This window comes from Myxococcus vastator (genome assembly GCF_010894475.1).
GTDB lineage: Bacteria > Myxococcota > Myxococcia > Myxococcales > Myxococcaceae > Myxococcus > Myxococcus vastator.
The window spans coordinates 1-18,727 of sequence record NZ_JAAIYB010000128.1 but is presented as its reverse complement, the minus strand read 5'-3'; the positions used below and the strand labels follow the sequence as shown (position 1 = coordinate 18,727).

Sequence of the window (18,727 nt, the reverse complement as noted above, 5' to 3'; positions counted from 1 at the left end):
CCGCCGCCCTCCCGCTACCGCCCGCGGAGCCCGCCCGTTCTCCCAGCAGTCCGCCGTGAGGCCACACGCTCCCTGGCAGGGCGAGCGACCGGCAGCGCATCTGTCAGGAAGTCCTGGTAAGTGGCGAGGTCCACGCTCCCTGGAGAACCCAGCATGAAGACCTCTGTCTGGAAGGCCCTGGCCCTCGCGTTGCCGCTGACGGCGGCCTGTGGTGGCGCCGCGCAGCAGGAGGAGACACCGGTCGGCCCCGCGCAGGCGCGCCAGGCGCCGCTCACCACGCCCACCGCCACGGTGCGCTTCCTCAACGGCTGGACGCACTCACAGCACGGCGCCATCGTCCGCGGCGGCACGCTCGTCGTCGACTACGACTTGTACCGGATGACGGACTGCCACCACAGCACCTACGCCGGCCAGCAGGCGTGGGACACGCTGGCCTACGTCCGCTTCCTCCCCAGCGGCCAGCTCTTCAGCGGCAGCGTGAAGCAGGCCACGGGCAGCACCTCGTTCGTGAACAAGCCCTTCGAGGTGACGGTGCCCTCGGACGCCACGAGCGTGGAGACGTGGTTCTTCACCTCCGGCCGCACCTGCGCGGCGAGGTACGACAGCAACTACGGCCAGAACTACGTCTTCCCCGTGGAGGCGCAGTCGCCGTCCGCGGTGGCGTGGGCGGGTGACTGGGGCGGCAGCTTCGCGCGCGACTGCGAGCACCGCGACGGACTGGCGGACCCCATCGTCATCGACAGCTACGTCATGGAGCGCGCCTGCAAGTTCGTGGACGCGGACGTGTACGTGCCTGGCGTGACGGATGCCGCCACCGCGCGTCCGGAGCTCCTCCAGGCGCAGGTGGCGTTCAGCGTGGACGGCGCCCCACGCAGCACCATTGGCTGGCCTATCAAGGTCGTGTGGGCAACAACTACCGGTACCGCTGGAACCTCGCCGCGGAGCCGCTCGCGTATACGCCGTGGAACGCCTATGCATTCGGGTTCCGCTATTCAACGGACGGCGTGAGCTGGTATCGCATCGCGAGCGGCGCTGGCCCCACGGGCGGCACCGCGCGGACCGTGCTGCGCGGATTCTGAGGCGCTCCACTTCTGTTGAATGCCGCTGGGGCCGTGCGCTTCAGCGGCATCTCGGAAGAGGTGCTGTGGGAAGAGGTGTTCCCCTGAGACGGCGAGCGCACTGCTCTCAATCATTCCAGTGGGGCCACACCCGGGCCGGGCCCAGGAAAGGGAACGCGACATGACCGAAGGCACTCCACGCGTGGCGGAACGGATATCCACGGGCATCCCAGGCCTTGACACCGTGCTGCACGGCGGCTTTCGCAAGGCCCGCACCTACATGCTGATGGGCCTTCCGGGCTCAGGGAAGACCATCTTCGCCAACCAGGTGAGCTTCCACCACGTGAAGCGCCACGGCGGGCGCGTGCTCTACCTGACGCTGCTGGCGGAGTCGCACACGGAGCTGGTCGGCAACCTCTCCTCGCTGTCCTACTTCGACCCCACGCTGCTGCCCGACGCCATCACCTACCTGAGCGCCTTCACGGTGCTGGAGCAGGGGGGGCTGGACGCGCTGGCGGAGCTCATCCGCAAGGAGACGAAAAACCACCAGGCCACGCTGCTCGTACTGGATGGGCTGGTGGCCGCGGAGGAGGTGGCGCCGTCGCAGCAGGCCATCAAGAAGTTCATCCACGGTCTCCAGGTGGTGACGGGCCTCATGGGCTGCACGACGCTCATCCTCACCACGGGCCGCGGTCAGGGGCTGCGCGCCGAGCACACCATGGTGGACGGGCTGCTGCTGCTCCGGCAGCGCCTGTTCGGCGCGCGCGCCGTGCGCGAGCTGCTCGTGCGCAAGTTCCGGGGCAGCCCCTATCTGCTGGGCAAGCACAGCTTCGACATCACCGAGGATGGCCTCGTCATCTATCCCCGCCTGGAGACGCTCGCGGAGTCCGGGACTCCGCCGGGGCCGCCGATGGACGCGAAGTGCGCGTTCGGCATTCCCGGGATGGACGCGATGCTGACCGGGGGCGTGCCCCAGGGCTCGACGACCATCCTCCTGGGGCCGTCGGGCAGCGGCAAGACGCTGCTGGGGCTGAACTTCCTCGCGGAAGGCGCCCGGCGCGGTGAGCGCGTCCACTACTTCGCCTTCTACGACTCCCCCGAGCGGATGGTGACGCAGGCGGCGGGCATCGGGCTTGACCTGAAGCCCCTCATCGACCGAGGGGACTTCGAGGTCAGCTTCCGGCCGCCCACGGAGAACCTGCTGGACAAGCTGGGCGTGCAGTTGCTGGACATCATCCGGACCCACGGCGTGCGCCGGCTCTTCCTGGACGGCTACGACGCGCTCCGCAGGGCGGCCCTCCGGCAGCCCCGCGTGTCGCGCTTCCTGGCCGCGCTGGTCAACGAGTGCCGCATGCGCGGGGTGACGATGCTCTACTCCGTCGAGCTGGCCTCCGCGTTCGGCGCGGAGGTGACCTTCCCGATGACGGGCATCTCCATGGTGGCGGAGAACGTCCTCTTCCTGCGCCAGGCGGAGCTGAACTCCCAGCTGCGCCGCTTCGTCTCGGTGCTGAAGCTGCGCAACAGCCCGCACGACGCCTCCCTGCGCGAGCTGCGCATCCACACGACGGGGATGGAGGTGGCGGACACCTTCACGGATGTCGAGGCGATGATGAGCGGCCTGCCACGGTCGACCACGTGGTCCGAGCCCCGGCGTCCCGGCGGCGGGCGCCAGGGGACGTAGGCATGGGCCCCATCCTCATCGTCGATGACGAGTTCGGCATCGTCGAGGCCATGCGCGACCTCCTGAACGACGAAGGCTACCGGACCGCCATCGCGCTCAATGGGAAGGAAGCCCTGGAGCGGATGGCCGAGGAGCGCCCCTGCCTGGTGCTGCTCGATTACATGATGCCGGTGATGAACGGCCCCGCCCTGATGGAGGCGATGGAGCGCAATCCCCTGCTGCGCGACATCCCGGTGGTGATGATGAGCGCCAGCCCGCCGGACTACTGGAAGCACCTGCGCTGCGCGGCCTTCCTGCCCAAGCCCTTCTCCCTGGACGACCTGCTGGGGGTGGTGAAGCGCTTCGCCCAGGGAGCCATCCTCCAGTAGCGCGCCTCACCGCCCTGCGGCCTGACAGGCAGCCGACGCTTTCCGGGGCACGGTGTTCCTCCCGAGCGCCCAGCCCCCGGCTTCTGCCAGACTGCGCGCCGTGACGACCTCCTCCACCCTCTACCGCGACTGTGCCCGTCTCTTCATGGTGGGCTTTCCCGGCACTCACATCGACAGCGCGCTGGCCGCGCTGATGGATGACGGCATCTACGGCGCCATCCTCTTCAAGCGCAACGTGGGCAGCGCCGCGGACACGGCCGCGCTGTGCCACGCGTTGAAGACACGCGCGGGCCGGCCCTTCATCCTGTCGGTGGACCAGGAGGGAGGCCGCGTGGCCCGGCTTCGCGGCGGGCCCTTCACCGCGCTGCCGCCCATGCGTGAGCTGGGACAGCGCGGCGACGCGGCCCAGGTGGAGCGCGTGGGCCGGCTGCTGGCATATGAGCTGCGCGCGCTGGGCTTCGACTGGGACTTCGCGCCGGTGCTGGACGTGGACACCAACCCGGACAACCCCGTCATTGGCGACCGCAGCTTCAGCCGCGAGGCGGAGGAAGTGGCGCGGCTGGGCGTGGCGCTCGCGCGGGGCCTGGAGGCGGGCGGCGTGGCGTCGTGTGGCAAGCACTTCCCCGGTCACGGCGACACCACCACCGACAGCCACCTGACGCTGCCGCGGCTGCCGCATGACCTGGAGCGGCTGCGCAGCGTGGAGCTGGTGCCCTTCCGCGCCTTCGCCCAGGCGGGGCTGGCGTCCCTGATGACGGCGCACGTCCTCTTCGACGCGCTGGACCCGGGGGTGCCCGCCACCATGAGTCAGCGCGTGCTCCAGGGCGTGCTGCGCGAGGAGTTGGGCTTTGACGGAGTGCTCGTCAGCGACGACCTGGAGATGAAGGCCATCGCCGGCCACTACTCCGTGGAAGAGGCCACCGTGCAGGGCACACTCGCGGGCGTGGACCTGTTCCTGGTGTGCCACGACGCGGACGTGCAGCGCCGCGCCATCGAAGCCCTGGTGAAGGCGGTGGAGTCCGGCCGGGTGTCACGAGAGCGAATCGCGCAGGCGCACCGGCGGCTGGATGCGCTCAGTGCCCGCTTCGCGCACCCGGCGGAGGACCGGCTCGCCCTGCTGGGGAGCCCGGAGCACCACACGCTGGCCGCGGGGCTCGTCAGCGCCTTCACGGGCCGCGACCCGACCGAGGTGATGCTGGCCTCCCGCTGAAGGCGCGGGGCCGGGGTGCCACGCGCGCTCCCGGCGCCCTGCACCGGGAGCAGCTGGAAGGCGCGGACTTCAGCGGCGGTAGGGGCCGCTGCGGTCCTGCCAGCCCAGCGGCGCGTAGCCGCTGTGGTTGCCGCCGCGCTTGCCGCCCAGCGCCGCGCCGTCCTCGCCACCCAGGCCCTGGGCCGCGGGCGAGTACGCGGCGCCGCCCTGCACGTTGTACTGGTCACCCATCATCTTCCCGGCGTCGTCGATGATGGAGCGGCCCTGGGTGCCGTCGTTCTTCGCCGTGCGCGGGTCGATGCTGGAGCCAATCTGGTCGATGGTGCCGTTGTAGCCCCGGTTCGCCGGCAGCGTCCAAGGCGGCAGCGGCGTGTTGGTGTTGCCACCCTCCATGTTCTTCATCGCAGCGGGCTGGTCACCGCGCTGGGCGGCAAAGTTGCCCCGCGGCGCATCCGGCTGACTGCCACCCGTCTCCGGAAGGCCCCGGCAGCCCACGGCCAGAACCGCGCCCGCCATCAATGCCGCCGCCGAACCCCACCGCCGAATATTCCGCTCGCGCATGTCGACTCCTCCGAGTCCCTTCAATCTGGTTGCTCGTACTTCCCGAAGATGGGGCACGCCGGGCATGGAGACCCCGGGGTGACGCCATGTCCGCGTGACGATGGACCGCCCGAACGCCACATATAGCCCCAGCGGCGGCCGGGAGCAGCCCTCTTCAGCGTTCCCGGCGCCCGCTCCGCTGAGGGCTGCTTCTTCGTCGAGGAAGCCCACTTCGAGGTCGCGGGCTTCTCCGCCGTATGGAGCCGCCGAGCCCCTGGGAATTGCTCGATGTCGGACGTCTGGGATGCCGTCCTCCCAGCGCCGACCGAAGCGCTACTTCCTGGAGGCCTTCTTCGTCGCCACGGACTTCTTCGCGGGCGCCGTCTTCTTGCCGGCGCCAGGCTTCTTCGTCGCGGGAGCCTTCTTCACAGCCGCCGGCTTCTTCGCCACAGGGGCCTTCTTCGCAGCCGCCGGCTTCTTCGCCGCACGGGTCGCCTTGGCGGCCGGAACCGCCTTCTTCGCCGGAGCCTTCTTGGCCACGGCGGTCTTCCCCGCCGAGACAGTCTTTCCCGCCGGAGCCTTCTTCGCGGCGGCGACCTTCTTCCCCGCGGGCGCCTTCTTCGCGGCGGGCTTCTTCTCAGCACCGTCCGCCGCCGGGGCTTCGCCCTTCAGCGCGGCCAGCACCTCGGCGACGTGGCCGTTCACCTTCACCTTGGGCCACACCTGCTTCAGCACGCCATCCGGACCGATGAGGAACGTGGCCCGGGTGATGCCCAGGAACTTGCGACCATAGAGCGACTTCTCACCCCAGACGCCGTAGGCCTCGGACAGCGTGTGGTCCACGTCGGCCAGCAGCGGGAAGGGCAGGTTGAACCTGGTCGCGAACTTCCGGTGGCTCGCGGTGCTGTCCGCGGACACGCCCAGCACCACCGCGCCCGCGGCCTCCAGCGCCGAGTGCTCGTCGCGAAAGCCACACGCCTCCACGGTGCATCCGGGGGTGTTGTCCTTCGGATAGAAGTAGAGGACGACACTCCGGCCCGCGAACTGCGCGAGCGATACCGGGGTTCCATCCTGGTCGGGGAGCTGGAACGCGGGGGCCTGGTCACCTGCTTGGGGCATGGGCATGCGGGCTCATTAATCACAAAGCCCGCGCCACTCAACGTCCAGCGACAGCGCCCCGTCAGTGAGCGGGATGCCCCGCTTCACCACCATGGTCATGGCCATGCTCCCCGGGCGGATGGCTGTGCGCCTCCAGCCGGACCAGCGCCTTCCGGCAGTCCGTCAGGGCCTGGTGCAAGGGCTCCCGGTCCGCGCCCTCCGGCGTCTGGCCCAGCCGGATGGCCAGGGCCTCACACGCGGCGCGCCTGGCATCCACCTCCGACGTCCCGGGGCCCGTGGCCCCCGGCGTGGCCAGGGGGCGCGGCGGCAGCTTTCCCCGCAAGCGACGGAGGGTGGCGATCCGCTGCTCCGCTTCCGGACGGGCCTTGGAGTCCTTGGGAATCGCCTCGAAGGCGTTGATGACGGGGTCCCATGCCGGATCCAGGGGAGACACGCGGCGGTCAATCAGCTCGCGGTAGGACTTCTCTGCGTCCCGGAGCTGGTCGGGCCCCTTGTCGCAGCCAGGCGACAGAAGCAGACAGAGCGCGAGCGGCATGACGGCGGACAGCCGTCGGGTGAGCATCCTCATGAAGGGTCGGTTCTCCTCTCCTGCTGGCCTCCCGATTGAAGCACGGCTAGGGTGCCGCGTCGTGCAGCCCATTCTCCTCGCCCTCCTGCTTGGCCTGTCCCAAGGCATGCTCCACGCCGTGGGCCCGGACCACTGCGCCGCCATGGCCACCCTCGGAACCCTGGGGGGAGGTCGGCGCCGCGCCGCCATCGCCACCGCCGTGCGCTTCGCGATGGGACACGCCGCCATGCTGGGCGGCATCGCCGCGCTCTGCATCCTGGCGGGCGTGGGCCTGTCAGAGACCTTCGAGCGCTGGGCCGAGATTTTCGGCGGCGCCGTGCTGGTGGCCCTCGCGGTGGCCGCCCTGCTGTTCCCCAGCAGCCTGGACCACGGTCACCCGCACCTGCCCGGCCACACCCAGGAGCCGCACCAGCACGTGCACACGGTGAGCACCACCGCGGGCGCGCTGATGGCCGTCAGCGGCGTGCGCTCGCTGCTGCTGGCCCTGCCCCCGCTGCTGGTGGGCGGCAGCATGAGCATGGCCGCGTGGATGTACCTGCCCGGCTTCGCGCTGGGCATCCTCATCGGCATGGGCGTGGTGGGGCTGATTTTCGCGGAGGGCATCGCCCGGCTGAACGCGCGAATCACCCTCTGGGTGCAGCGCGGGGTGGCCGTGGGCTCCGGCGCGCTGGGCCTGTTCTGGATGGGCTCGCGGCTCGTCGGCGGCTGAGCCCCCTGGCACGGCGTCCCCGCCCGTGACGGCGGGGACGGACAGCGCGGCGGCTAACCGCGCTTGTCCAGGATGCCCAGCGACATCATCGCCACCAGGAAGCCGTAGACGACGTGCTCGGGGCGGTTGGCGAAGGCCAGCAGCTCCGCCACGGTGCGGTTGCCGTCAATCTTCGGCAGCAGCTCCGCCTCCCACCGCTCCAGCTCCACCTCGTTGAGCTGGTAGGCCGGAGCCACGGCGGGGATGAGGCGGTCCTCCGGCTGGAGCAGGCGCCGCAGGCGCTCCGGCTTGTAGAGCTTCTTGATGCCCCGGACGATGAGGTTGGCCGGGTGCAGGTCCAGCTTGATGGACTCCGCGCTCGCCTTCTCCCGGAAGCTCAGCACGTACGAGCCTTCATCCCACGCGAAGAGCGAATAGATGACGGCCTTCACTTGCTGGCCCACGTAATAGAGGCGCTCGGTGTCCTTGAGCAGCCCGCGCTCCACCAGCACGTCGCCGGTGCGGCGGTTGGACTGCGCGGCCACCGCCGACGCGTCCTGGAGCTGCTCTGGCTTGATTTTGCCCACGCGGACGAGGAACTGGCCGAAGCGGTCCGCGAGCAGGTTGGAGAGGGCGAACACCGGCGTGCCCTTCTCGAAGTAGACGACCTTCTTCACCTTGCCCTTCTGCACGCCCAGCTCCCCCGTCTCGCGGGAGAGATAGAAGGCGGTGAGGAGCGAGGGCAGGTTGTCCCGGATTTCACCCCGGCGGCTGCCCGGCGCGCCCACGGGCGGCGGGTCTGGCGGACGGCCCGGCGTGGGCGGGCGCACCTGGGTGGCCGGCACCTTCTGCATGGGGCTGGCCGTGAGGTTGGCGCCGCGAATCTCCGCCGTGATGTTGCCGCCGCCCGTCACCTTGATGCGGCCGGTCAGCTCCATGGCGTCCTGCGGGCCCTCCTCCTCCACGTCGATGTCCAGCTCCACCTCGAAGGCGTCCTGGAGCGACGCGGCCGAAGCGGCGGGCTTCTCCGGAGGCAGCACTTTCGTCATCGCCTCGAGCAGCTTCTGGGCCTCGAAGGGCTTCTCGAAGTAGCCGGCGGCCTGGTACTTGGTGCGCGACTCGACGGCGTGCTTGCCACCCTTGAAGACGCCGGTGATGAAGAGGAGCGGGAGCTGGGGGTTGTCCTTCCGCAGCGCGTCCGCGAGGTGGTAACCCATCATGTCGGGCAGCAGGATGTCGAGCACGGCCGCCGCCGGAGGCTGGGCCTTTGCCAGCTCCACCGCCTGCTTGCCGCGGCTCGCACCCAGGACCTCGTAGCCCGCCTCCTCGAAGAGCTGCGTGAGGAGGGACAACAGCTCCTGATTGTCATCGACGACGAGGATTCGGGGTGCCATCGCGGGGCGTACCGTACCAGATGCGAAGGGACGGGTCAGACAATCTGCCCCCGGGTGCTCCAGCCACCGCGGAGGATGCATCCGCCCCTCCAGCCGGTTAGGGTGACGGCCCCGATGTCTCCCTTCCGTTCCCACCTGCGCCGCCTGCTGGCCTGCCTTCCCCTCCTGCTGCCGCTGGGGGCCCTGGCCCAATCCGACGGTGGACTCGACGCGGGCCTCCCCGACGCCTCCGTGGGCGAGGGCGGCGCGGACCGGGACAACCCCGAGGGAGACGACAGTACAGGCAGGGTGAATACGTCCTGCCGTAGCACCCGGGATTGCTCCCCCCGCTTCACCTGCGATGACGGGCGCTGTCGCTACACTGGCGTGCGCCAGGCAGACCAGCAAGGCTGCGTGCTGGGTGCCCAGGCCGCGCTCGTCGTCGTGGGCCTGGCCGCCGTGGCTGGGTACAGACGCAGGCGTTAGGAGCACACGCATGAGGCTGGGGCTCAAGGCGGACAACCTGCTGGAGCGCGTGGCGGACTGGTTCAACCTGGCCCCACAGCCGGTGGCCCAGGCCTTCTTCGGGATGATGGCGTCGCGCACGCTGATGGCCGGCGCGCGGCTGGGCGTCTATGAGGCCCTGACGGACGGGCCGGTGTCGGCGGAGACGCTGGCCGAGCGGCTGAAGCTGTCCCAGGAGGGCACTCGCACGCTGCTGGAGGCCCTGATCGCTTGCGAGGCCGTGGAGCGGCAGCGCGGTGGACGCTACCGGCTGGCCCCGCGCGCCCGGCGCTGGTTGGACCCGCGCTCGCCCCGCTACGTGGGCGCCTTCCTGGAGTTCAACTACGCCCAGTGGGACTGGTGGAACGGGCTGGAGGGCGTGGTGCGCACCGGTCAGGCGGTGGACATCCACGGCTTCGCGCCCGACGACGCGCGATGGCGCGACTACATCCACGCCATGCACCAGTTGGCGCGGCTGGCGGCCCCGGAGGTCGCGGCGGCCATCCCCCTGCCCCGTGGTGCGAAGCAGGTGTTGGACCTGGGCGGCGCGCACGGCTGGTTCGCCGCCGAGCTGTGTCTGCGCAACCGGGGCCTGAAGGCCACGGTGTTGGATTTGGAAGGCAGCGCCCGCGTCGGCCGGGAAATCATCGCCTCGGCGGGGCTGAGCCACCTCGTCACCCACCGCGAGGGCGACATCCTCACCGCGGAGCTGGGCGGCCCGTATGACGGGGTGATGCTCTTCCAGGTGATGCACCACCTGTCCCCCGCACAGAACGTGGCCCTGCTGCGGCGGGTGCGCGCCTCGCTGGCGCCCCGGGGGACTCTGGCGGTGCTGGAGTATCTGCGTGAGAGTGTCGACACGCCCACCAGCGCGGCGCCTTTGATTGGCTTGCACTACTTCCTCACCTCCGGCGCGGCCGCCTACACGCCCGCCGAGGTGGAAGGCTTCCTGGACGATGCGGGCTTTCGCATCGAGAACAGCCGCCCCATCCGGCACCTGCCCTTGCAGACGCTTTTGGTGGCCCGGCTGGACTGAGCGTCGACCCGTCCGCTGTTCTGGCGTGCCTGCCCTGAGGTGGCCTGCCCACGCGGGAGACGTCTGCGCTACCCTGCCCGCCCTTTGACGGCTTCCGTCACACCGTTGCCCATGCTTCCCCAAACGCCCCTTCCCGAGGACTCTCCGGACGTACCGCTCGCCGTCGACCTCGACGGGACGCTGGTGCGCACGGACACGCTGCACGAGAACCTGCTGGTCCTCTTCAAGCGTGCCCCCTGGCTGCTGCTGCTGGCCCCCTTCTGGGTGCTCAAGGGCAAGGCCTTCTTCAAGGCGGAGGTGGCCCGGCGCGCGGCGCTGGACGCGGCCAGCCTGCCCTACCACGACGAACTCCTGGCGTACCTGCGCGAGGAGAAGGCCCGAGGCCGCCGGCTGGTGCTGGCCACCGCGGCGGACCGGCGCATCGCCGAAGCCGTGGCCGCGCACCTGGGCCTCTTCTCCGACGTCGTCGCCAGCGAAGCGACGGTGAACCTGTCCGGCGCGCGCAAGCTGGCGAAGCTGAAGGCGCTGCTGGGCACCTTCGACTACGCGGGCAATGACACGGTGGACCTGCCCTTGTGGCGTGAGTGCCGCCGCATCGTCGTGGTCCACGCGCCGGCCGGAGTGCTGAAGCAGGCCCAGGGCCTGGGCCGCGACGTCCACCGCGTCTTCGAGCGCCCCGCCACCCGCCTCCGCACCTGGGTGAAGGCGCTGCGCGTGCATCAGTGGGCGAAGAACGCGCTCGTCTTCGTGCCGCTGCTGGCCGCCCACAAGGCCACCGAGCCGGACAAGCTGCTCCAGGCGCTGCTGGGCTTCGCGGCCTTCAGCCTGTGCGCCTCCAGCGTGTACGTGCTGAACGACCTGCTGGACCTGGACTCCGACCGGCGCCACCCGACGAAGAAGCAGCGCCCCTTCGCGGCCTGCACGCTGCCGGTGAGCACCGGCGTCATGCTGGCCCCCGTGCTGCTGCTGGCCGGCGCCGCGGTGTGCCTGCTGCTGCCGCCCGCCTTCGCCGCCCTGCTGGGCACCTACTACGTGCTGACGCTGGCCTACTCGCTGCGGCTGAAGCAGGTGGTGATGCTGGACGTGCTGGTGCTGGCCGGACTGTACACGGTGCGCATCTTCGGCGGCGCGCTGGCGGTCAACGTGCCCACGTCCAGTTGGCTGATGATGTTCAGCATGTTCCTCTTCCTCTCGCTCGCGCTGGTGAAGCGCCTGAGCGAGGTCCGGCGGCTGAGGCAGTCCAACGAGGCGTCCGCGCATGGCCGTGGCTACCTGGCCCAGGACTACGAGCAGCTCGCCAGCCTGGGCGCGGCCTCGGGACAGGTGTCCGTGCTGGTGCTGGCGCTCTACATCACCTCCGACGAAGTGACGGCGCTGTACGCCCACCCCGAGCGGCTGTGGCTCATCTGCCCGGTGATGCTGTACTGGGTGGGCCGGGTGTGGCTGCTGGCCCACCGCGGGCTGGTGAACGAGGACCCGCTCGTCTTCGCCCTGAGGGACCGGGTGAGCTACGCGGTAGGCCTCGTGTGCGCGTTGGTGCTATGGGCCGCCACGTGAGAAGGCTGGCGCGATGAAGTCACGGGAGTCCTGGGGGCGTTACCCCCGAGTCGAGCAACAGACGCACGCCCTGGTGTGGCGCACGGACGCGCTGCCCACGAAGGACGGCAGCCTGCTGCCCCACGGCCTGGGGCGCAGCTATGGCGACTCGTGCCTCAACGCGGAGGGCACGCTGCTGCTCACCACGGGATTGGACCGCTTCATCGCCTTCGACCCGGCCACGGGCGTGGTCCGCTGCGAGGCGGGCGTGTCGCTGGACACGATTCTGCGCCTGGCCGCGCCGCGCGGCTGGTTCCTGCCGGTGACGCCGGGTACCAAGTTCGTGACGGTGGGCGGCGCCATCGCCAACGACGTGCACGGAAAGAACCATCACCGGGGTGGCACCTTCGGCCGCTACGTGCGGCGCTTCGAATTGCTGCGCTCGGACGGCAGCCGCCGGGTGTGCGCGCCGGATGAGAATCCGGACTGGTACGGCGCGACGATTGGTGGCCTGGGTCTCACCGGGCTCGTCACGTGGGCCGAGGTGCAGCTCAAGCCCATCAGCAACCCGTACGTGCTTCAGGAGACGGTGCCGTTCGGGAACCTGGAGGGGTTCCTCGACGTGGCCCGCGCGTCGGAGAAGGACTACGAGTTCACCATGGCGTGGGTGGACTGCCTGGCCCGGGGCAAGAAGCTGGGACGGGGGCTCCTGTACCGGGGCAACTTCGCGCCGCCGCAGTTCGACGGGCTGCCGCTGGCCAAGAGCCACCTGTCGCATGGCGTGGGGCTGGCGGTGCCCATGGACATGCCGGCCTTCTGCCTCAACCGGCTGTCGGTGTCCGCCTTCAACTGGCTCTACTACCACCGGCAGAACGGCAAGCCGAAGCAGCGGCTGACGCACTACGACCCGTTCTTCTACCCGCTGGACGCCATCTACGCGTGGAACCGCATCTATGGCCGGCGCGGCTTCCTCCAGTTCCAGTGCGTCGTGCCCTACGCCACCGCGAAGGACGCGCTGAAGGAAATCCTGGAGCGCAGCTCGCGCGGCGGACTGCCCAGCTTCCTGTCGGTGCTGAAGACGTTCGGTGACATTCCCTCTCCAGGGTGGCTGTCCTTCCCGCGCGAGGGCGTGACGCTGGCCATGGACTTCGCCAACCGCGGCGAGAAGACGTGGAAGCTGGTGGAGGACCTGGACCGGCTGACGCGGCAGGCGGGCGGCGCGGTGTACCCGGCGAAGGACGCGCGGATGAGCCCGGCGAACTTCGCGGCGTACTTCCCGCGGCGTGAGCGCTTCATGCAGTACGTGGACCCGTCGTTCTCCTCGTCGTTCTGGCGGCGGGCGAATCCGGTGTCCCTGCCCTCTTCCCTGTCCGCTGACCTTCTTTCCGAGATTCGCTCCCCATGAAGAAAGTGCTCGTCCTCGGCGCCACCAGCGCCATTGCCCAGGCGACGGTGCGGCTGTTGGCCGCGCGCGGGGCCTCGCTGTACCTGACTGGCCGCAACGCGGCGAACCTCGACGCGGTGACGAAGGACGCCGCCACGCGCGGCGCGTCCAACGTCGCGTCGCAGGTGGTGGACCTGAACGACTTCGACACCCACGAGGCGCTGGTGGAGGCCGCGTACACGGCGCTGGACGGGCTGGACGGCGTGGTGCTGGCGCACGGCGTGCTGGGTGACCAGGCGGAGGCGCAGCGCTCGTGGACGGCGACGGAGGCGGTGCTGCGCACCAACTTCCTGAGCGCGGTGTCGCTGCTGACGGTGCTGGCCAACCGCTTCGAGGCGCAGCAGGCCGGCACGCTGGTGGTGATTTCGTCGGTGGCGGGCGACCGCGGCCGGCAGAGCAACTACGTGTACGGCGCGTCGAAGGGCGCGCTCAACGTCTTCCTCCAGGGCCTGCGCAACCGGCTGGCGAAGTCCAACGTCGCGGTGGTGACGGTGAAGCCGGGCTTCGTCGACACGCCGATGACGGCGCACCTGCCGAAGAACAAGCTGTTCGCCTCGCCGGAGAAGGTGGCGCGCGGACTGCTGAGCGCCGCGGACTCGCGGAAGAACGAAGTCTATGTGCCCGGCATCTGGGCGCTCATCATGCTCATCATCCGGACCATCCCGGAGACGGTGTTCAAGCGCATGAAGCTCTGAGCAGGCGGGGGCGGCTGGAAAGCACCCGGGGCACTCCGGATAGACTGACAGGCCAGCCCACCATGAGCGCCACGGCCCCACTGTCCCCGGTCCCCGAGCCCCAGCCCGCCGCGTCCGAAGCGGGCGTGACGCCTCCCGCGCCCGAAGCCTGGAGCCTCGCGCGGCGGCTGGCCTTCCGCTTCGCCTGCGCCTACCTGATCCTCTATAACTTCCCGTTCCCCCTGGACATCATTCCGGTCCTGGGCGACTTCGTCACCTCGGTCCAGGACGGGCTCTGGAAGGCCGTGGTGCCCTGGGTCGGCAAGCACGTGCTGCGGCTGTCCACGGACATCACCGTGACGCCCAACGGCAGCGGCGACACCACGTTCAACTACGTGCAGGTGCTGCTGTTCTTCGTCGTCGCCGCGGCGGTGACGGGCGTCTGGTCCGCCGTCGACCGGCGCCGCACCGAGTACGTGAAGGCCCACGACGTGCTGCACGCGAGCGTCCGGTACGTGCTCGCGACGGCCATGCTGTCCTACGGGCTGTCCAAGCTCTTCAAGTCCCAGTTTCCCTTCCCCAGCCCGGAGCGACTGCACCAGCCGCTGGGGGAGTTCTCCCCCATGGGCCTGCTGTGGACCTTCATGGGGTTTTCGAAGGGCTACAACGTCTTCACGGGCGGCGCGGAGTTCCTGGGCGGCTGCCTGCTGCTCTTCCGGCGGACGACGACGCTGGGCGCGCTCGTCGTCGCGGGCGTCATGGTCAACGTGGTGGCGCTCAACTTCTTCTACGACGTCCCCGTCAAAATCTATTCGTCCCACCTGCTGCTGATGGCGCTGTTCCTGGTGCTGCCCGACGCCCGGCGCCTGCTCGACGTCCTGGTGCTCAACCGCGCCACGCAGCCGCGCCCGCTCCAGCCCCCCTTCCCGCCGTCACGCTGGCTGAGTGGCGCCGGGCTCGTGATGAAGGTCCTGGTGGTGGGTAGCATCGCCTACGGGTTCGTGGGCTTTCGGCTGGAGTTCATCCGCAAGTACGGGGACTCCGCGCCGCGGCCCCCATTCTACGGCTACTACACGGTCGAATCCTTCACCCAGGACGGGCAGCGCCTGGAGACCACGTCTGGAGACGCCCGGCGCTGGAAGACGGTGACCGTCACCCGCTTCGGCCGGATGGTCATCAAGCACCTGGACGACACCATGAAGTCCTTCGGCCTGGAGGAGGACGCGCCGAAGAAGACGCTCACCCTCATCGACGGCAAGGACGACGCCGCGAAGAAGTTCGTGCTCGCCTACACACGCCAGGACGCGAACCAGCTCGTCCTCCAGGGCACGCTCCAGGAGGCCGCCATCGAGGTCCGCCTCACGCGGGTGGATGAGTCCCAGTTCCTCCTGCTCAGCCGGGGCTTCAACTGGATTCAGGAGTACCCCTTCAACCGCTGACTCAATCCAGCGCGGGCACGTCGCGGCCCTCGCCGAAGCCCAGGGCCCAGAAGCGCGGCCGGACGGGCTCGCGCGCCAGCAGCCACAGCAGGTGGTACTTCGCCTCGTCCTGGCCATCCAGCGCGAGCGCGAAGGTGCCGTAGTGCATGGCCACCGACGTGGCCGAGCGCAGCACCTTGTGCGCCCGCAGGGCCTCCACCGGCCCCATGTGGACCGGACGGAACGCCGTGGGCCGGTAGGCGCCAATGGGCAGCACCGACAGCCGCATGGGCCCGAAGCGCTCGGCCATCATCGCGAAGTGGGGGCCGAAGCCCGTGTCGCCCGCGAAGAACACCGGCCCGCCGGACGTGGAGAGGACGTAGCCCGCCCAGAGCGTCGCCGCGCTGTCGGTGAGCCCGCGATTGGAGCGGTGCTGCGCCGGCACCGCCATCACCGTGCGGCCCGGTGCCACCTCCGTGGACTTCCACCAGTCCAGCTCCACCACATGCCGGAAGCCCGCGTCGTCCAGCAGCGCCTTGTTGCCCAGGCCCACGATGAAGCGCGGCTGGTGCGCCGCCTCCAGGCGCCGCAGCGTCGGCAGGTCCATGTGGTCATAGTGGTTGTGGCTCACCACCACCACGTCGATGGGCGGCAGGTCCTCGAAGCGGATGCCCGGAGGCCGCACGCGCTTGGGGCCGAGGAAGGGCACCGGGCTCGGACGGTCCGAATAGATGGGGTCCGTCAGCAGGTTGAGCCCGTCCGCCTGGACGAGCACGGTGGCGTGGTTGATGAACGTCACCCGGAGCTGCCCCGGCCCCACGCGCTCCGGAGGCGGATTGCCTGGAGGTGCGTCCTCGTAGTCCCGCCACGGGCCACGAGGCCCCTTTCGGAGCGCCTTGAAGACCTCGTCCGGACTCAGGCGCTTGACGGGCTCCAGGTTCTGGAAGTGCTCACCGTCGAAGTGCTCCGTCACCGGCCCCTGGTGCCGCGGACCGGCGAACAGGCACCCTCCGAGCCAGGGAACTCCCAACAGCAACAACACCGATGCGAGCCTCGACATGCGTGCGGCGCTCCCTGCAAGACACCTCGGCAGACAACCCGCACGGCCCGGGCCCGATTCCGTGTCCCAGCCCGACAGTGGACCGGGTTCAGGCCCCGCCGGCAACCAGGAATGCACGCGCCCGAAGCGGACACCGCCCCCGCGCTCACGTCACGATGGCGTGCAGGATGCGCTCGAACAGCCAGGGCGTCTTCCCCAAGAGCCGCACCACGGGGCGGCGGAGCCAGGGCCGTCGCGCCAGCATGAGCAGCGCGCCCGTCGACCACGAGTACTTGCGGAAGACCCGCTGGAAACACTGCTCGTAGGGCATCAGCGCCTCGCGCGTGGCGCCATGGACCAGCGCCTCCGGCAGCAGGTTCCCCAGCGACTCCGCGCACACGAAGGCCAGCGACAGGCCCTCTCCGGTGATGGCGTCCACGTAGCCCGCCGCGTCTCCCACCAGCGCGAAGCGGTCGGCGATGCGCGCTCGGGACACCCGGGCCAGCGGTCCCGCGCCGCGCGGCTGGGAGTCCAGCTCCGAGCCCGAGAGCCGCTCCGACAGTCTGGGGAAGCGGGCCAGCAGCGTCTCGAAGCTCACCCGCCCCTCCACCAAGCCGTCCTCCCAGAGGAAGGCCAGGCCCACGCGCCGCGCGCCCGCGGGCGTCACGTAGGCCTCCACGCCCTGCGCGAAGTGAATCTCCACATAGGGCGTCCACGGCGCGAGCTGGAAGTGTCGTCGCAGGCCGAAGCGGCGCGGTCCCGTGGGCTCCACCTCCAGGCCTTCCGCGCGGCGCAGCGGTGAAGCCAGCCCGTCCGCGGCCACCAGCATGGCGGCCTCCACCGGGCCCTCGGCCGTCCGCAGCACCACACCGTCGCTGTCCCGCTGGTGGGACAACACCTGCGTGCGCTCGCGCAGCTCCACGCCCACCGTGCGCGCCCGCGACACCAGCGCCGTGGCCAGCGCCACGCGCCGCACGCCCAGCGCGCCCTGGCCCGGGAGCAGGCCCTCCGCCGTGCTGCCATCTTCCTGGACGTAGCGGATGCCCACGAAGGGATGGCTGCCCTGGTCATCCAGCAGCGGCAGGACGCCCAGCCGCTCCAGCACCGCCATGCCGGGAGGCAGCAGCCCTTCGCCACAGGCCTTGTCCACCGGCGCGGTGCCGCGCTCCAGCACCACGGTGCTCAGCCCACGCAGCGTGGTGGTGATGGCCACCGCCAGCCCCGCGGGCCCTCCGCCCACCACGGCGACGTCATACCGCTTCACGGCGTGGACTCCTCCGGCACTCGCGACCTCATGGCACGGGGCTCACGCCGACACCGCGCCCCGCGCCTCACGTGTCGCTCTCCGCGCGGACCATCGCCAGCGCGCTCCGCGCCATCTCCACCGCCAGCCCCACGGCCCCTACCTTCTTCGGCGGCGCCAGCTCCTCGGCCAGATAGCGGCGCAGCGCCTCGGCGCGGCGCAGCTTGCCGCTGGACGTGCGCGGCAACGTGCCTGGCACGAGCAGCCGCACGGTGTGAGGCCGCACGCCCGTCGTCTCCACCACCGCCGCGCGGATGCGCTCCTCGACCACGTCATCCGCGTCCTGCCCCGCGCGCTCCGCGAGGATGAGGAGCGCCTCGTCCTCGGCGCCTTCGGGCGTGAAGCCCAGCGCCACCGCGCAGCCCATGCGCACGCCCGCCACGTTCTGCAGCGGCTCCTCGAACGCCTGCGGCGCGTGGTTCGCGCCTCGGATGATGACCACGTCCTTCGCCCGGCCCGTGAGGAACAACTCGCCCTCCGCGATGAAGCCCAGGTCGCCCGTGTCCAGCCATCCGTCCCGTGTCAGCGTCCGGTCCGTGGCCTGCGCGTCCGCGAAGTAGCCGGCCATCAGGGACGGCCCCCGCGCGAACACCTGGCCCACGCACCGCTCCGCGAGCACCTTGCCCGTCTCGCCGCGCACCTCCACCTCGAAGCCCGCCACGGGCATGCCCACGCTCACCAACGCACGCGAGCCCTCCGTCACCCGGCCTTCCCGCGCCAGCAGCCCCGCGTCCACGCCCAGCGCGCGCGGCCCCCTGCCTTCCGGCGGGAAGGTGACGGCGAGCGACGCCTCGGACAGTCCGTACACGGGCCGCAGCGCCCGCGCGGAGAAGCCCCACCGCTCGAAGCGCTCCGAGAAGCGGCGCAGCGTGTCCATGGACACCGGCTCCGCGCCGTTGAGCGCGTGCCGCCACGACGACAACTCCACCCCTTCCAGCTCCGCGTCCTTCACCCGCTTCAAGCACAGGCCATACGCGAAGTTGGGCGCGGGAGAGATGTAGCCCCGGTGGCGCGACAGCGCGCGGAGCCACAGCGCGGGCCGTGCGAGGAAGACCTCGGGGGGAATCAGCACCAGGCTCCCCGGGTAGTACAGCGCGGTCAGCAGGCAGCCGATGAGCCCCATGTCGTGGTACAGCGGCAGCCAGCTCACGCCCACCCGGGGCACCCC

The 18,727-nt window shown here is 70.4% G+C and carries 18 protein-coding genes; 11 read left to right on the top strand and 7 right to left on the bottom strand.

What is annotated here, in order from left to right; translation table 11 throughout:
- Window positions 1-153: 153 nt before the first annotated feature.
- The 4 genes from G4D87_RS15090 to nagZ all read left to right on the top strand — a co-directional run bounded on the left by G4D87_RS15090 (window position 154) and on the right by nagZ (window position 4,317).
- Window positions 154-1,008 carry a DUF6209 family protein gene (locus tag G4D87_RS15090; RefSeq protein WP_240358291.1) on the top strand — a complete coding sequence of 285 codons (855 nt, stop codon included), beginning with the start codon at window positions 154-156 and terminating at the stop codon, window positions 1,006-1,008.
- A 231-nt stretch (window positions 1,009-1,239) separates the two neighbouring features.
- The gene (locus G4D87_RS15085) at window positions 1,240-2,739 is read left to right on the top strand and encodes an ATPase domain-containing protein (protein WP_163782761.1); all 1,500 of its coding nucleotides are present in this window, start codon (window positions 1,240-1,242) and stop codon (window positions 2,737-2,739) included.
- A gap of 2 nt (window positions 2,740-2,741) precedes the next feature.
- Window positions 2,742-3,107 (top strand): response regulator, encoded by a 366-nt coding sequence (locus G4D87_RS15080; RefSeq protein WP_163782760.1) that lies wholly within the window; start codon window positions 2,742-2,744, stop codon window positions 3,105-3,107.
- Window positions 3,108-3,207: 100 nt separating this feature from the next.
- Window positions 3,208-4,317, top strand: coding sequence for a beta-N-acetylhexosaminidase (gene nagZ, locus G4D87_RS15075; RefSeq protein ID WP_163782759.1), 1,110 nt, complete (start codon window positions 3,208-3,210; stop codon window positions 4,315-4,317).
- 69 nt (window positions 4,318-4,386) lie between these two features.
- Here the strand turns inward: nagZ and G4D87_RS15070 are convergent, their stop codons facing one another.
- The 3 genes from G4D87_RS15070 to G4D87_RS15060 all read right to left on the bottom strand — a co-directional run bounded on the left by G4D87_RS15070 (window position 4,387) and on the right by G4D87_RS15060 (window position 6,538).
- Complete coding sequence (locus G4D87_RS15070; protein WP_163782758.1) at window positions 4,387-4,878, bottom strand: hypothetical protein; 492 nt, start codon at window positions 4,876-4,878, stop codon at window positions 4,387-4,389.
- A 312-nt stretch (window positions 4,879-5,190) separates the two neighbouring features.
- Window positions 5,191-5,976 (bottom strand): thioredoxin-dependent thiol peroxidase, encoded by a 786-nt coding sequence (bcp, locus tag G4D87_RS15065; protein ID WP_240358290.1) that lies wholly within the window; start codon window positions 5,974-5,976, stop codon window positions 5,191-5,193.
- A gap of 61 nt (window positions 5,977-6,037) precedes the next feature.
- Window positions 6,038-6,538, bottom strand: a complete 501-nt coding sequence (locus G4D87_RS15060) for a hypothetical protein (protein WP_163782763.1) — start codon at window positions 6,536-6,538, stop codon at window positions 6,038-6,040.
- Window positions 6,539-6,605: 67 nt separating this feature from the next.
- On the opposite strand from G4D87_RS15060, the gene G4D87_RS15055 reads away from it, so the two are divergent.
- A complete protein-coding gene (locus G4D87_RS15055; RefSeq protein ID WP_163782756.1) occupies window positions 6,606-7,253 on the top strand; it encodes a hypothetical protein in 648 nt (215 codons plus the stop codon).
- A gap of 53 nt (window positions 7,254-7,306) precedes the next feature.
- On the opposite strand, the gene G4D87_RS15050 is transcribed toward G4D87_RS15055, so the two are convergent.
- Entirely contained in the window at window positions 7,307-8,626 is a 1,320-nt protein-coding gene (locus G4D87_RS15050) for a response regulator (protein ID WP_205507594.1), read from the bottom strand.
- Between the two features lie 114 nt (window positions 8,627-8,740).
- On the opposite strand from G4D87_RS15050, the gene G4D87_RS15045 reads away from it, so the two are divergent.
- The 6 genes from G4D87_RS15045 (at window position 8,741) to G4D87_RS15020 (ending at window position 15,238) form a co-directional block, all read left to right on the top strand.
- The gene (locus tag G4D87_RS15045; RefSeq protein WP_205507593.1) at window positions 8,741-9,091 is read left to right on the top strand and encodes an MXAN_6627.5 family MYXO-CTERM protein; all 351 of its coding nucleotides are present in this window, start codon (window positions 8,741-8,743) and stop codon (window positions 9,089-9,091) included.
- A 10-nt stretch (window positions 9,092-9,101) separates the two neighbouring features.
- Entirely contained in the window at window positions 9,102-10,145 is a 1,044-nt protein-coding gene (locus G4D87_RS15040) for a class I SAM-dependent methyltransferase (RefSeq protein ID WP_163782754.1), read from the top strand.
- 111 nt (window positions 10,146-10,256) lie between these two features.
- Entirely contained in the window at window positions 10,257-11,702 is a 1,446-nt protein-coding gene (locus G4D87_RS15035; RefSeq protein WP_205507592.1) for a UbiA family prenyltransferase, read from the top strand.
- A 13-nt stretch (window positions 11,703-11,715) separates the two neighbouring features.
- Window positions 11,716-13,086, top strand: a complete 1,371-nt coding sequence (locus G4D87_RS15030; protein WP_163782752.1) for an FAD-binding oxidoreductase — start codon at window positions 11,716-11,718, stop codon at window positions 13,084-13,086.
- Complete coding sequence (locus G4D87_RS15025) at window positions 13,083-13,820, top strand: SDR family oxidoreductase (RefSeq protein WP_163782751.1); 738 nt, start codon at window positions 13,083-13,085, stop codon at window positions 13,818-13,820. Before G4D87_RS15030 ends, G4D87_RS15025 begins: the two co-directional genes overlap by 4 nt.
- Window positions 13,821-13,882: 62 nt before the next feature.
- On the top strand, window positions 13,883-15,238 hold the full coding sequence (locus G4D87_RS15020; protein ID WP_163782750.1) for a DoxX family membrane protein: 1,356 nt from the start codon (window positions 13,883-13,885) through the stop codon (window positions 15,236-15,238).
- Between the two features lies 1 nt (window position 15,239).
- Here the strand turns inward: G4D87_RS15020 and G4D87_RS15015 are convergent, their stop codons facing one another.
- The 3 genes from G4D87_RS15015 to G4D87_RS15005 all read right to left on the bottom strand — a co-directional run.
- Window positions 15,240-16,277, bottom strand: coding sequence for an MBL fold metallo-hydrolase (locus G4D87_RS15015; RefSeq protein WP_205507591.1), 1,038 nt, complete (start codon window positions 16,275-16,277; stop codon window positions 15,240-15,242).
- Between the two features lie 145 nt (window positions 16,278-16,422).
- Entirely contained in the window at window positions 16,423-17,520 is a 1,098-nt protein-coding gene (locus G4D87_RS15010; RefSeq protein WP_163782749.1) for an NAD(P)/FAD-dependent oxidoreductase, read from the bottom strand.
- A 67-nt stretch (window positions 17,521-17,587) separates the two neighbouring features.
- On the bottom strand, window positions 17,588-18,727 hold a 1,140-nt coding region (locus G4D87_RS15005), incomplete at its 5' end, for an AMP-binding protein (RefSeq protein WP_163782748.1).